Source organism: Ruegeria sp. CF8 (assembly GCF_056537285.1).
Map to the genome: position 1 here is coordinate 609,166 of NZ_JBQFRG010000002.1, position 14,497 is coordinate 623,662.

Consider the following 14,497-nt stretch of genomic DNA (forward strand, 5'->3'; position numbering starts at 1 on the left):
GAATTACTGGAGGAAACCAGCTTCTTTTGCGGATGTTCTGTAGGCGGCCTCAACATCGGCCAGCGCTTGTTCGGCGCTTTCGTCACCTTTCAGGAAATCCGCCAGTTCCGCGCCCAGCGCTGCGTGCAGCAGACCCATCTGCGGGATCATCGGATATGGCTTGGCGCCACCCTGAGCGGTTTGCGCAACACCCGCCGCAGCCGGTCCGGGGTTGAACCCTTCCAGCAGCCAAACGGCGTCGTCATTGTTGGCTGCAACCATGTCAGGAGTCAGAGCACTGACCAGAGCCGCAAAGGTGGCTTCGGCCTCTTCATCCGATACGTTGGACGAGATCGCGATGCCATCCCACCACAGCGTAGCGGAAGGGATCGAGCCACCACCAACGGTCGGAGCCGCAGACAGAACGGTGTTCGATGTCACTTCTTCGGTTGAGCCTTCATCGTCCAGGATCGGCGAACCGCGCGAACCCCACATGACACCCAGTGCCGCCTGACCGGATTCCCATAGGCCCTGCGTCTCGTTCGAGGCATGGGTCAGGTGGTCAGGATGGGCATATTCGGCCAGCGATTTCATGACTTCCAGAGCAGCAAGGCCTTTTTCGTTGTTGACCGCCGGTTCCGCCGAGCCGGGCTCGAAGAACTCACCGCCATGGCCCAGGTAGATCATGTTGAACACCTCACCGACGTTCCAGCCGGTTTGCAGGTTCATCACAATCGGGTGTTCCATGATACCCGCTTCGCGGATCATGGCTGCGGCTTCCAGAACCTCTTCGTAAGTGGCTGGGATGCCTTCGAAACCTGCCTGCTCAAGAATGTCCTTGCGCGAGAACAGGTGCTGCGAGTTGGCCATAAAGGCAACCGCCATCACATTGCCGTCAATGGTGATCAGCAGGTTCGGCGAGATATTTTCGCCGTACTTCTCAACCAGATCGTTCAGAGGACGGACCAGACCGTCATTCATCAGCTGAGTCAGGGTCGCGTTGGCCAGAATGACCGACGAGTATTCAGCCGGGTTCGGCGTCAGAGCCGCGTTCATGATCTGACGCGCTTCGGTGGTGTGGTTGGTGGAAAACTCAGACGCACCGCTGGCGCAGTTGCTCTCGGCAGCACCTGCGACGGCGTGGATGGCCGGGAAGTCGCTGGCCAGAATGCGAATGGATTGACCTTCGGGGCCGCAGTTGGCCGCATAAGCAGCCGAACCCATCAGACCTACAAAGGCGGTTGCGGTAGCTAGATTTTTCAGAAACATCTCATCTCCCTGTTTCTTTGAAAAGTGATGCGCGCCCCTTACACGCATGGATTTGATCCCCGGGGTTACCTCCGGTGGTTTGGCGGGGCTTTCTTCAGATCCGTTGTCCGGACGTGCCGTCAAACAGATGGCAAATTTCGGCAGGAACCGAAATGGACACCATATCGTCGATCTCTGCCCGGAAGTTCTTGTCTGCCTTCACGGATACCAGTGCGCCCCCGACACGAACCGAAATCATCGTCGCGTCGCCCAGCAGTTCCTGAGTATAGATCGGAGCGTTAATCTGCCCCTGCCCTTCCGCCGCCAGCGTCGCATCTTCAGCACGGAAACCAAGCGTAAGAGGGCCATCAGGTGCGGTGATATTCGGAATCTCCACGTGGTCTGCTACGAACGTGCCGTTGCGGACCTGACCTTCCATCAGGTTCATGGCCGGGTTGCCGATAAAGCTGGCCACAAAGGTATTGGCCGGGGTGTCATAGATCTCGGTCGGGCTTCCAACCTGCTGAACCACACCGCTTTTCATCACCACAACGCGATCTGCCAGCGTCATTGCTTCGATCTGGTCGTGAGTCACGTAGATGGTGGTCACAGCCAGTTCATGGCTGAGGTTTTTGATCTGCGCCCGGGTCGAGACCCGCAGTTTTGCATCCAGGTTGGACAGCGGTTCGTCCATCAAAAAGACGTTCGGTTCACGCACAATGGCACGTGCCAGAGCAACCCGCTGACGCTGACCGCCCGACAGTTCCGCCGGTTTGCGGTGCAGGAAGTCGTCCAGTTCAACCATGGCCGAGGCGCGGCGCACCTTGTCATCATGGGTCGCAGGATCGATACCGCGCACCCGCAACGGGAAGCGGATGTTCTCGTACACGTTCATGTTCGGGTAAAGCGCGTAGGACTGGAACACCATCGCCACATCGCGATCCTTGGGCTCCATATCGTTGACGCGCACGCCGTCGATCATGATGTCGCCCTCACTGGCATCTTCCAGGCCCGCGATCATCCGCATTGTTGTGGTTTTGCCGCAGCCTGAGGGACCCAGCAGAACCAGGAACTCCTTGTCAGCTATGGTCAGATCGAAATTGTCGACGCCGACAAACGAACCCCATCGCTTGCCAACATTGCGCAATTGAATCTCGGCCATCCGCTTCTCCCGTTGGATTGGAAATTTTTTGCATACGCTTGCAAACACGGTAGACTTAACTGCGTCATTTTGGCAAGGTTTTTTTGCAATCGTATGCAGAAAGGCGCTACTCGATGTCCGGGTTCTCGGCAGAAAAGCAAGTAATCAAAGAGTTTTATGAGCAACTAGACCGTTCCGAAACAGGTGCGGAACACAAGGTTCTGTCAGAGTACTACAGCTCGAATCACATATGGCGCGGGTTTCATCCGTTTGATGAAATTCAAGGACCTCAGGCCGTCGCAGATACCTTCTGGGCACCCCTGCGCACATCACTGACGCAACTGCAAAGACGGCAAGATGTCTTCATGGCTGGCGCCAACGAAATGGATGAATTCTCGTCTGTCTGGGTGGTGTCGATGGGACATCTGATGGGCTTGTTCGATGCACCCTGGTTGGGGATCGCGCCAACCGGCAAATTGGCTTTTTTACGCTATTGCGAATTCAACCGTGTAGAAGACGGCAAGATCACCGAAACAGCGATGTATTTCGATGTACCTCACCTTATGCTTCAGGCCGGGTTGCAGCCATTTCCACCTCAAACCGCTGCTCAACTGGTTCAGCCAGGCCCGATGACCCATGATGGGTTGATGTTAGATCCACAACCCCCAGAGGAAGGCGAAAAGACTTTAGCAGCGATCAACGCGATGATCTCGGATCTGGGTCAATGGAACAGCGGCTTGAGCCTTGAGGATGAACTGCGCCGTACGTGGCACGAAGACATGTTGTGGTGGGGACCTACCGGGATCGGCGCAACTTACACGATTGAGCGCTACGCCAAGCAACATGCAGGACCGTTCCGCGCGAGCTTTACTGATCGTACAAAGACCGGGCATATCTGCCGCATGGCCGAAGGGTATTTTGGTGGTTTCTTTGGGTGGCCCAATTTCACCGCCCGCCCCACAGGAGGTTTCATGGGCATGCCCGCCACCGACAAGCCCGGAGAGTTCCGCGTAATCGACATTTACCGCCGCGCGGGTGACAAACTGGCTGAAAACTGGATTTTCATTGACCTGCTGCATTTCTGGAAACAGCAAGGCGTAGATATTCTGGGACGCATGCAACAGGTGCCACGCACATGACTGGCTTGATAGATGCGCATCATCACCTTTGGGATCTAAACGCCGTTCACTACCCGTGGCTGATGGCCAAAGGTGTAGAGCGGTTTTTTGGCGACCCCTCTCCCATTCAACGGAACTACCTTTTGGACGAATTCAGCACAGATGCCCAAGCTCAGGGCATCCGCGCCTCGGTCCATATTCAGGTGGGGGCCGAAGACGGGATGGCCGAAGCCCGGTGGGTTCAATCGGTGGCGGACGCCAACCCCAGCTGGCCCATGGCACAAGTGGTCTTTTGCGACCTGACCGCGCCGGATCTGACAGATCAATTGGATGCGTTTCAGCACCTCAGCACTGTACGTGGCGTGCGCCAGATCGTTGGCCGCGCGCCCGGAGAGGATGCGCAAACCGGCACCAACGCCCTGTTGGACGACCCCCGCTTTCTGACCGGTTTGCAAGAGGCCGGGCGACGGGGGTTGAGCTTTGATTTGCAACTGATCCCCGAACTCTACGAGAAAACCGCTCGTGTGTTGGCGCAGGCTCCGGATACGCAAGTCGCGCTTTGTCACGCGGGATCACCCCATGACCGCAGCACAGCGGGGTTGAATGAATGGGCCAATAATCTGCGAACGCTGTCAGATTTGCCGCACGTGACCTGTAAACTCTCGGGTCTGGGCATGTTTGACCATCACTGGTCAACCCGAAGCATCCGCCCGATTGTCGAGACATGCCTTGACCAATTCGGAGCGCAAAGAACCATGTATGGTTCGAATTTTCCGGTCGACAGTCTGTACAGCGACTACGCAACCCTCATGAAGGCATATGCAGAATTAATCCCGGAAGAGGCCAAGGCGGCAGTTTTTCGTGAAACAGCAAAGCGGTTTTATCAGCTCTGACACCGAAAAACTGCATAGGTTCATACGAAACCGTCAGAGAGCCGAGATCCCGCCTCTAGGACGCGCCGCGCTTTCTCGACGATCGGCAGGTCGATCATCTTGTTGTCGAGCGAAACGGCACCATGACCTTCAGCCAAGGTTTTTTCGTATGCAGCCACAATCCTCTGCGCCTGAGCAACAGCGTTTTCCGACGGGGTGAACGCAGCATTCAACGGCGACACTTGTGAAGGGTGGATTGCAAAACCGCCCTCAAACCCCAATTTGGCAGATCTTTCCGCAATCCTGCTGAAGGCTAGAATGTCGTGATACTGCGCGATGCTGCCAGCGTAGCCCAACGGGATTTTGCCGGCCGCCCGTGCTGCTGTCACGATCTGTTGGCTCGGATAAAGCAGACCGTCCCATTCGGGCTCCATACCCATCTCCAGGCAAAAGTCCTCTGTCCCGAGGTTCAACGCGATCAATCGCTCGTGCGCCGCAGCAATCTTCGGCGCATTAAGCAACCCTACCGGGCTTTCGATCAAACCAATCAGGGACACCTCATCGCACCCCTCGCTACGAACAAAATCGGCAACTTTCCGAACAAATTCAGGGTTTTCGATTTTTGGCAGGATCAAGTAATCAACACCCGCCGCAGTCGCTGCAGACAGGTCATCCTCCAACAGCGTGTCGTCGTTGTTTATCCGGACCGCGACCGATTTGCCTTGGTCCCGCAGGACAGTCGCTGCACTGCGAAGCCTTTGCCGTCCGTTATCCTTTTCAGACTGCGGCACTGCATCCTCAAGATCAAGGATTACGACATCAGCTTCCGTCCTTGCAGCTTTGGCTACAAAGGCTTCAACGTGCCCGGGAATATAAAGAAGCGACCTGAGAGAGCTGTTTTTCATCCCGCGCGCGCCATCATTGGGGGCGATACCTGACCAAGCAATCCAGTGTCCAACAAAGGCGTATCACCCTGTGCCGCCAGATATGCCCGCGCCAATTCGACCGAGCAGCCGCAGGCGCGCACCTTCTGCATTAAGTCGGCTTTGGTCATGGGCATGGACGCACCGCCAGGAACAAAAGTCATTTCATGGCTGATCACTTGACCGTCCTTGAGTTCGACTGTGATCGTTTCCGGGGTTGTCGGTCCGATGTCACCAGTGTCACCTTTTGGAAGATCGTACAGATCCAGCTCGATCGAAGCTGTCAACTCGCGACGCTGAGGGTCGTTGAACCCCTCTGGCTCAAAATCACCGGGGACGACACGGCCTTCCAGCAAACCAACAGCGATACAGTACCGCACCGAAAAGCGGGCTTCGGCGTCGTTGTCCGGCACACCAAAGCCAGCAACGCGATGGAACGGCGCGGGCATGCGGATTTTAACGGAGGTGATATCGCTTGGGTGTTTGATCTGCCGGCTCAGCTCAATCGCACCGTAAATTGGGCGTTGCGTGTAGGCGCAGCTTGGCCATAGCTTTCGGATAACCGGATACTGTTGAACCGCCTGACCCAGTTCCATCGTTTTCATCATTTCACGAAAACCGATGGATTCCGGGGTGCCGTAAACCTTTGTAAACCCAAACTCGGAATCCCACAGATTGCAGTTTCCAGTTGCGTCTGCACGTCCCAATAGCGCTGCCCTCAGTCCGGCTTCCGCCGCCAATCCGGTATGAAGCGCTTTGGCGTCATAGCCGATCTGGGTCAGCAACCCGGAAGAAGAAGACACCGCAAGCGCCATGGCATTGGACATTTGCCGCGCCGACAACCCAAGTGCCTTGGACACTGCGGCAGCTGTCCCAATCGGACCCAATGTGGATGTCGAGTGCCACCCGATGTCGTAGTGACCATATCCCAGCGCTTTACCCATCCAGATGATGGTCTCATACCCCACGATCCAGGCGTCATTCATTTCGTCAATTGTCATCGGCACCTTGTGCGCAAGGCTCAACAAAGCACTCAGAACTGGCGCGCTTGCGTGACTGGACCCGGACAGTTCGTAATCGTCGAAGTCCAGCGCTGCTGCACGCGCGCCATTGGCCAGCGCTGCACCGGTTATCGACAGCATCTCACCCCCACCGACCGGCGGCACTGACCCCTGTCTCAGACCAAAAAGCATTGCATCCGATGCCGCAACAGCCTGACGCTCTGTCGCGCCCAAAACCATGCAGGACAGTGTGTCGATCAGCGTGAAACGCGCCTGTTCTCTCACCTCGGCGTCAACACCAAGGTCCGATTGCGTTGCCCATTCTGCAAGACGCTCCGAGAAGTTCAGCACATTTGGTTTTGCCACGGTTTGATCTGCGTCGAGTTTCGATTGCATTGGCCTGAACCTTAGAAAGTGGCTGTTGCTTGCATGGCTTTGGCCCCGTCATGGCGGCGCGCCCATAGCTGCATCGTGTTGTTTTCGCGGACACCTTCGATATGGAAGGAATTCATCCCTGCCAGAGGTGCAGTGCCACGGAACTCAAAGGTTTTCGGTGCATTTCCCATGGTGCGCTGGGCAAGGTCGACCAGCAAGGTTGCGGTAAGAGGCCCATGAAAGACCAGACCGTCATATCCTTCAACCGAACGGGCATAATCCACGTCATAGTGAACCCGGTGGCCATTAAAGGTCAGCGCCGAATAACGGAACAGCATAACCTGTGTGGGCGAGATCACCTCGGACACTTCAGCATTGTCAGGCGCTTGGGCTGGCACAGGTTTTGGGGCGTCTGGGTGCGGATCTTCGCGGTACACGATGTCATGCTCTTCGGTCAGAGCAAGCGTACCATCGCCCAAAAAAACCTCATGCAGAACGGTCACGAAACACAATGAGCCGCTGCGCCCGTTCTTTTCCGTAATGTGCTTGATTGTAGATCGCTTTTTGACCTGGTCGCCAATCGGAATGGGTGCCAGAAATTCAAACCTGCCACCGGCCCACATCCGACGGGGCAGCGCGACAGGAGGGAGAAACCCCCCTTTTTTCGGATGGCCGTCCCTGCCCAACTCATAAGCTGGTTTCGCTTCAAGAAAGTACAGCCAATGCCACAGGGGCGGCAAAACATCGCCGTTTTCCAACGTCGGTTCGCGACCAATCGTGGCCTGCATGAAACGGGCGGGCTCGGCGCGCAAACTGTCCTCGTGCGTCTGCGAACGTCCGATCCAGGAGTCTACGGCTTGCGACATCATGCTGACCTTTCTGCTTTGGTCAGGCGAATTCAGCGCGCAGCGCCGGGCCATGCTGGTTGATTGCAGGAGAAGACGACAATGGATCGACCTGTTCAACATCCAACCAGCGAATTGGCGCTGCGGGTATCGCGATCGTTTCATTTCCTTCGGTTGTCACGTCGCGACGCCGCAAGGCCGGGTGGTTGCCTAGCGCTTCAACACTGTTGACCGCACCATACGCGATGTTTGCTGCAGCCAACCGGGCCCGGAACTCTTGCAAGGTCAACTCTCGCGACACTTTTGAAATCAGGTCCTCCAGCGCGTCACGATTGGCAACCCGGTCATTGTTGGACGCAAATCTGGAGTCTGAGCCTGCGGTGTTCGAGCGTAAAACCTCTTGGCAAAACCGCTGCCACTCACGCTCGTTTTGAATGGCGATTAACGTCAATGCGCCTTCGCTCGTTTCGAACGCACCATAGGGGGCCATGCTGGGATGGCGCAAACCCACGCGTTGCGGTGCACCTTTTCCGTATTCGCTGTGCATCAGCGGGACACTCATCCAGTCTGCTGCCACGTCGAACAACGAAACGGCCAAAGCTGCCCCTTCGCCCGTCATTTCACGGCGCATCAGGGCTTCTAAAACGGCCGCGTGGCAGGTCATGCCTGCACCAATATCACAAATCGATACGCCGATGCGTCCCATTTCGTTAACACCACCGCTGATTCCAGTGAGACCAGATTCAGCCTGTATCAGAAAGTCATAGGCCTTCAGATGCTTGACCGCATCACTCTCTCCATAGCCGGTGATGTCAACGGTGATGAGATGCGGATGCATTTCGCGTAACTGTGCTGAACCAAACCCGGCACGCGCCATGGCACTCGGAGCAAGATTCTGAACAAAAACATCAGCCCGAGCGATAATGCGATGCAGCAAGGCCGCGTCTTCTTCAGCGCGGAAGTCAAGCGCCAATGATTCCTTGCCTTGGTTGGTCCAGGCAAAATACGAACTTGTGCCTTTGGCCGCACGATCGTAGCCACGCGCAAAATCCCCTTCTGCGCGTTCGATTTTGATGACACGTGCCCCGGCTTCGACCAGTCGTGCAGTGCAAAGCGGAGCGGCCAGTGCCTGTTCGACCGAGACCACGAGAATGTCTTTCAACGGCTTCATTTCGGCGTCCTTGCTTCGATCCATTTTAAGCAGGATAAAAGCGATTCACCTGAAAGAAAATTTATTGCTTTTGCGTTTTTTGTTTAGTTATTTTTTACAAAATGACGACTCACAAACTTCCACCCCTTCACGCATTGCATGTGTTTGAAACCGTCGCCCGTCTGGGCGGAGTGCGGGCAGCCGCATCCGAATTGAACGTGACCCCCCCAGCCGTCAGCCATCAGTTGGACAAATTGGAAGGGTTTCTGGGCGCCCCCTTGTTCATTCGCCGAGGGCGCAATCTGGTTCTTACCGAAGGCGCGCATGATTATCTGACAGAAGTCCGTCCTGGCCTAGAAGCGATAGGGCGTGCGACATCGGTTGCGACCCAGCAGTCTCAACGTGAAGTTCTGACAATTGCAGCCCCGCCCACGCTAACGGCAATGTGGCTGATGCCCAAGCTGCACGGGTTCTCGGAACTGTATCCAGACTATGACATCCGTCTTCTTGACCGTATGACATTCAACCCGGAAGAGCGAGGCATTGATGTTGCCATTGAATACCGGTTCGAGGCCGACCCGGATCTTGTGTCACTACAGTTTTTACCGGACGAACTCGTTGCATTGACCAGTACAGATTATGCTGAGGCGAACGCATTGCGGGCTTTGGATGACCTGAAAGGCGCGACACTGATAGAAACTGAAAGGCGACTGACATCGTGGAAAAAAGTACTGGCAGGGCGATCCTGGCTGCGTCGTCAGCGTTTCTTTTCGGTCAGCTACTCTCTGCACGCATTCGAGGCAGCTGCCCGAGGGATCGGCGTGGCTCTGGGCAATCGGGCCAATGCCGAAAGGATGCTGGCCGAAGGACGTTTGTGCATTCCCTTTGAATTGCCTTCTGAAACCGTGCCTCCTGCGCCGCGTTATTTCCTGAGTGCGGTTTCCCACCGCCAACGTCAGCCAAGGGTTCGCGCCTTCTGGGACTGGCTGGTCGCAGAGGCCGCGCTGTAATCTACCTGTACAATTGACACTTGCGACCGCTCTCAGATGGCCGCGCGTTTACGCGGCTGATCGGTCGGCTGTTGGACGCTCGCCAAATCTCGTTTTGTAGGCTTTCGAGAAGTTAACGATACTGGCGAACCCTGTTGCGACGGCAACATCAATGATGGACAGATCAGTACCGCGCAGCAACACCCGCGCCCGATCAAGACGTAAATTGCGATAGTATCGGGATGGGCTTGTCTTGAGGTGTTTGTTGAACAAACGTTCGATCTGCCGCCTCGAGATTTTTTCGTCTTCGATAAGTTCATCAACCGGGATCGGGTCCTGCAGCGAGTCCTCCATTTTCTTGAGGATACTCAGAAATGCAGGGTTCCGGGACCCGGCCATCTTCGACATGGCCTGGCGTTGCGACCGGTTGCTGTGGCAGTCGAAGTCGTGGACACAATAATCCGCCACTCTTTGTGCAGTGCCGTTGTCGAAATCCGACTCGATGATGGACAGGGTCAAATCCAAACCCGCAGTGCCACCGGCGCTTGAGGCCACGTCGTCATCCGCCACAACCCGCGACGGCAAACAATCAAGTTTCGGAAACATTTCTTCGAAAACAGGGGCCAGTGCCCAGTGCAAGGTCAATTGCGCTTCGTTTGCCAGCCCGGCCCGCGCCAACGTAAACGCGCCGGTTCCAATCGCCGCAACCCGACCGCCGAATCTGGCATGTCTTCGCAACCATTGCAGGGTTTCGGGGCGGGCTTCCAAGTATCCAGCATTGCCCGAGCACACAATGACGTAATCTGAATGTCGCGTCGTACATAGGCCTGTCTGCGCAGGGATTTCGATTCCGTTGGAACACGTCACTGGGGAGCCTGTCTCAGTCATAATCGACCAAGTGTAATCAGTTTCGCCGGTCACTGAATTGACGGCGCGCAGCGGTTCGATCCCAGCCGCAAAATCCAGCATGTTGGAACCAGGCAGCAGCAGAAAGTAAAAATGGCGCTTCTGCGCAACGCCCGCAGTATGTCCGGCAGCGCTTGGGTGCTCGCCCTCCCGGCACCGGGTGATGGGTTTTGACTCAAGATACATGCGCTGCCGTGCCTTTCCTCAGACTTTAAGAAGTGTTTTGAGATCAGTAGCTGTATCCGCAACCATTTGGGGATGCGGGGATTTTCCGGATTCGATCAGCCGTTTCGCAACCATGTATGCGCGCGGGTCGTTCATCGCGTCCGCGGCTATAAGCTGGGCATCGCGGTAGTACCAAACCGAGGTCGACCCATCCTCACCTTCACGAGAAACGACCTGATCGTAGCCGGCATTCAGACCAGCAATCTGAAGCTTGACATGGTACTGATCAGACCAAAACCAGGGTTTTGCTTCGTAAGGCTTGGTTGCACCCATAATGTTCTCAGCAACCGCTTCAGCCTGATCAATGGCGTTCCCGACGCTTTCCAAGCGGATCTGTGCGTCACCATGCGGAAACGTTGCACAGTCTCCTGCCGCCCAGATACAAGGATGCGAAGTACGGCCCCACGCATCCGTTTTGATGCCGTTTTCAACCGCCACACCGGCGGCTTTTGCGAGAGCCGTGTTTGGCGTGATGCCGATCCCGAAAACAACAAAATCGGCCGGGATCACCTCACCATTGGCAAGCTCCACCCCGTCTGCACGCTCTACTCCGGTAACGCGTGCAATCTTGGTATCTTCAAGAATGCGTACGTTGTTGGCATCGTGCAGCTCGCGGAAATACTGGGCGGTTTCCGGGGCAGCAACCCGCTGCAAAATGCGCGGAGCGGCTTCGATCAGCGTGACTTCAAGATCAAGCTTTGCAGCAACGGCAGCAACTTCCAGGCCAATATAGCCCCCGCCAATGATGACGATCTTTCGCCCTTGCTTGAACTCGGGCGCAATTGCATCGATGTCGGCGATGCCACGGATTGTATAGGTCCCGGGCAGAGTACCACCGATGCTCTTGGGCAGGCGGTTGGGGGTCGAGCCGGTTGCGAGGACCAGATGCTCAAACGCCAGCGTCTGATCGCCACAAACAAGTGTCTGTTTGTCTGCCGATATCTCGGTGACTTGCTGGTTCAGGTGCAAGTCGATCTGGTGCTCGTCAAAGAAGCTTTCGGGCCTCAGGAAAAGACGGTCACGCGGCAGCTCACCCAGAAGATAAGCTTTGGAAAGAGGCGGCCGCTGATAGGGCGGGTGCGCCTCTTCACCGATCAGGGCAATTGGCTTGTCATAACCAAGATTGCGCAGTTTGACTGCGGCGGAGCAACCAGCTTGCCCCGCCCCCACAATGATGACACCGTAATTGGTCATTTCATCGGCCTCTCAAAGTCACGCTCAAACACACTCACGATCAGCTATGTCGAGGGTGCGATCCAGTATCTCCAGACCGGTCATCAGATCCTCTTCGCTGATGTTCAGCGGCGGTGTCAGGCGAACGACGTTCGAGTAGAACGACAGATAGAGGCCCTCGTTCATCGCAAAGCTCATCATGTCCGACATCGGTTTGGCATCCGGGCCTTTGGCGGCAAACGGAACCAGTGGCTCACGCGTTTCACGGTTCTTGACCAGCTCGATGCCGTTGAACATGCCCTTGCCACGAATGTCGCCGATGCTGGGGTGCTTTTCAGCCATCTTGGCCAGATCGGCGCGCATCTTCTCACCCATGGCTGTGGCGTTTTCCAGCGCACCTTCGTCCTGCATGGCGCGAATTGCAGCAATGCCTGAGGCACAGGCCAGCGGGTGACCGGCATAGGTCAGACCGCCCGGCATCGGATAGTCGCGCAGCCAATTGTGTAGCTCGGTCGAAACCGACATTGTTCCCAGCGGCACATAGCCCGAGTTGATACCCTTGGCGCTGGTGATGATGTCCGGCTGGACGCCCCAGTGATCGACGGCGAACCATTTGCCGGTACGACCAAACCCGGCCATGACCTCATCCGCGATTAGCAGAATGCCGTATTTCTCGCAGGTTTCTTTGATCGATTGCAGATAGCCATCGGGGGGCACGATGATGCCGTTGGTGCCCACAATCGGCTCCAGAATGACAGCGGCCACCGTGTTGGGGTTTTCGTACATCAGGAGTTCTTCAAGATGCGGACCACCCTGCGCCACCGGGCATTTCGCCGGGTCGGTGTGTCCGGTCGGCAGGCGATAGACATAGGGGTCCAGCATCCGCACCACGCCGGGCATATCAGCGCGGGTCAGGTGGTGGCGAGGGTCGCCGGTCAGCGACAGCGTGCCGCCGGTCGCCCCGTGATAAGAACGATAGCGCGCAATGATCTTGGTACGACCGGTATAGTGGCGCGCCAGACGGATCGCGGTTTCGTTCGCTGCCGAACCACCGGTGGTGAAAAAGGTCGATGTGATGTTCTCGGGCGTGATCTCATTCATGATCGCCGCCATTTCCGAACGTACATCCGAACCCATTGCGGGGCCGATGTAACACAGCTTGTCGGCCTGATCCTTGATCGCCTGAACGATCTTGGGGTGCTGGTGGCCCATATTGGCGTTGACCAGCTGGCTTTGGAAATCAAGGTAACGTTTTCCATCACTGTCCCAGAACCAGCTGCCTTGCGCGCCGGTTATGACACGCGGGCGGCTGCCCTGTTTCGACCAGCTTTGCAGATAGTGATCTGCATGCATGTCTTTGACCCATTCAGGATCATGTGAGGGGTAGGCGTTGCTGAAATCTTCCATAGCAGGTCTCTCTGCGGGCTGGGTTGGGATCAATCGATAATGGTGACGGGTTGGCCCAGGGCTTCTGCGTCGGGCGTCACGCCCAGACCGGGCCCTTCGGGCGGGGTGATACGGCCGTTTTCGCGCACCGGACCGTCGGGGGCGAGACGGGGGCCGACATAGTGGCTCAGGTCGCAGGTGTTCATGATACCACGTGCGGGGGTGGACGCAGCCAGATGCAGCAGCGCGGCGGTGGTGATGTCGCTGCCCCAGGTGTCCTCGATACACATCTGCGTGCCCAGCGTCAGACAGACATCGCGGATCTGGCGCATCGCGGACAGGCCACTCATCTTGGACAGTTTCAGCGCAACAGCCTGCATGCAACCGGCCTGATGCGCTGCGATGACCGAGGCGACGTCATGCGCGTTTTCGTCGATTTTCATCGGCAGGCCCGTGACCCGCTGCACATGGGCGCATTCCTCAAGCGTCGCGCAGGGCTGCTCGAGCATGACATCCAGATGAGCGACGGCGCGACCAACACGGATTGCGTTCAACGCATCACTGCCACAGTTCCAGTCACCATAGACCAATGGCCCCGCACCGACGGTCTCGCGCACTTTTGCCAGTCGTTCAGCATCCGTCTGCCAGTCACCATCAGCCCCCAGCTTGACCTGAAACTGGCGCATGCCCTTGTCAAATGCATCCTGCGCCATGCGGGCCATTTCGTCCGGGGCCACGCATGTGATCGAGTGATAGAGCGGCATGTCCTTGACCTGCCGACCACCCAGAAGGCGGTGAACAGGTAGACCCGCGGCTTGCCCTGTCAGATCCCAGAGCGCAGTATCCAGCGCGGATTTCGCGTAAGCATGACCCTGCAGAAACCGGTTTACCTGCTCCATTACGGTTTCCGGCCCCACCGGGTCGGTGCCGATCAGAACCGGGGCCAGTTCGGTGATGGCCGGGATCACGCCCTTGGCATAGGCAGGCAGGTAATGGGGGATCGGGCAGACCTCACCCCAGCCAGACAGGCCCGTATCGGTATCAAGCCGTAGCACAACCGAGGTTGTCGTGTCGCAGGTTTTCCCATCCGCCATGTAATACGTGTCATGGCTGGTCAGCGGAACTTCCCAAGCTGCAATGCGGATGATCTTCACGTCAGTTTTCCT

The 14,497-nt window shown here is 56.8% G+C and carries 13 protein-coding genes; 3 read left to right on the forward strand and 10 right to left on the reverse strand.

The annotated features are described in order from the left end of the window. Positions 1 to 3 precede the first annotated feature (3 nt). Both ACR0EV_RS07335 and ACR0EV_RS07340 read right to left on the reverse strand, forming a co-directional pair. Entirely contained in the window at positions 4 to 1,248 is a 1,245-nt protein-coding gene (locus ACR0EV_RS07335) for an ABC transporter substrate-binding protein (protein ID WP_480799494.1), read from the reverse strand. Between the two features lie 94 nt (positions 1,249 to 1,342). Beyond that, on the reverse strand, positions 1,343 to 2,389 hold the full coding sequence (locus ACR0EV_RS07340; RefSeq protein ID WP_480799495.1) for an ABC transporter ATP-binding protein: 1,047 nt from the start codon (positions 2,387 to 2,389) through the stop codon (positions 1,343 to 1,345). Positions 2,390 to 2,502: 113 nt separating this feature from the next. Between ACR0EV_RS07340 and ACR0EV_RS07345 the strand changes: the two genes are divergently transcribed. Both ACR0EV_RS07345 and ACR0EV_RS07350 read left to right on the forward strand, forming a co-directional pair. Continuing rightward, positions 2,503 to 3,507, forward strand: a complete 1,005-nt coding sequence (locus ACR0EV_RS07345) for an ester cyclase (protein WP_480799496.1) — start codon at positions 2,503 to 2,505, stop codon at positions 3,505 to 3,507. Between the two features lie 5 nt (positions 3,508 to 3,512). Then, positions 3,513 to 4,379 (forward strand): amidohydrolase family protein, encoded by an 867-nt coding sequence (locus tag ACR0EV_RS07350; protein ID WP_480799582.1) that lies wholly within the window; start codon positions 3,513 to 3,515, stop codon positions 4,377 to 4,379. A 20-nt stretch (positions 4,380 to 4,399) separates the two neighbouring features. Here the strand turns inward: ACR0EV_RS07350 and ACR0EV_RS07355 are convergent, their stop codons facing one another. From ACR0EV_RS07355 to ACR0EV_RS07370, 4 genes are read right to left on the reverse strand one after another with little or no spacing between them, the layout of a single operon-like run. Further along, positions 4,400 to 5,263, reverse strand: a complete 864-nt coding sequence (locus ACR0EV_RS07355) for an HpcH/HpaI aldolase/citrate lyase family protein (RefSeq protein WP_480799497.1) — start codon at positions 5,261 to 5,263, stop codon at positions 4,400 to 4,402. Next, a complete protein-coding gene (locus ACR0EV_RS07360) occupies positions 5,260 to 6,678 on the reverse strand; it encodes an MmgE/PrpD family protein (RefSeq protein ID WP_480799498.1) in 1,419 nt (472 codons plus the stop codon). The genes ACR0EV_RS07355 and ACR0EV_RS07360 overlap by 4 nt, the downstream gene beginning before the upstream one ends. 11 nt (positions 6,679 to 6,689) lie before the next feature. Next, entirely contained in the window at positions 6,690 to 7,523 is an 834-nt protein-coding gene (locus ACR0EV_RS07365; protein WP_480799499.1) for an HTD2 family dehydratase, read from the reverse strand. Between the two features lie 22 nt (positions 7,524 to 7,545). Beyond that, entirely contained in the window at positions 7,546 to 8,673 is a 1,128-nt protein-coding gene (locus ACR0EV_RS07370) for a CaiB/BaiF CoA transferase family protein (RefSeq protein WP_480799500.1), read from the reverse strand. Positions 8,674 to 8,774: 101 nt separating this feature from the next. Between ACR0EV_RS07370 and ACR0EV_RS07375 the strand changes: the two genes are divergently transcribed. Then, complete coding sequence (locus ACR0EV_RS07375; protein WP_480799501.1) at positions 8,775 to 9,662, forward strand: LysR substrate-binding domain-containing protein; 888 nt, start codon at positions 8,775 to 8,777, stop codon at positions 9,660 to 9,662. Between the two features lie 48 nt (positions 9,663 to 9,710). Here ACR0EV_RS07375 and ACR0EV_RS07380 read toward each other — a convergent pair whose 3' ends face one another. From ACR0EV_RS07380 to ACR0EV_RS07395, 4 genes are read right to left on the reverse strand one after another with little or no spacing between them, the layout of a single operon-like run. Beyond that, positions 9,711 to 10,733, reverse strand: a complete 1,023-nt coding sequence (locus ACR0EV_RS07380; protein ID WP_480799502.1) for a GlxA family transcriptional regulator — start codon at positions 10,731 to 10,733, stop codon at positions 9,711 to 9,713. An 18-nt stretch (positions 10,734 to 10,751) separates the two neighbouring features. Beyond that, on the reverse strand, positions 10,752 to 11,966 hold the full coding sequence (locus ACR0EV_RS07385) for an NAD(P)/FAD-dependent oxidoreductase (RefSeq protein WP_480799503.1): 1,215 nt from the start codon (positions 11,964 to 11,966) through the stop codon (positions 10,752 to 10,754). Positions 11,967 to 11,990: 24 nt separating this feature from the next. Then, positions 11,991 to 13,352: an aminotransferase class III-fold pyridoxal phosphate-dependent enzyme gene (locus ACR0EV_RS07390; protein ID WP_480799504.1), complete on the reverse strand. Its 1,362-nt coding sequence runs from the start codon at positions 13,350 to 13,352 to the stop codon at positions 11,991 to 11,993. A 29-nt stretch (positions 13,353 to 13,381) separates the two neighbouring features. Next, a complete protein-coding gene (locus ACR0EV_RS07395; protein WP_480799505.1) occupies positions 13,382 to 14,485 on the reverse strand; it encodes a mandelate racemase/muconate lactonizing enzyme family protein in 1,104 nt (367 codons plus the stop codon). Positions 14,486 to 14,497: the final 12 nt, after the last annotated feature.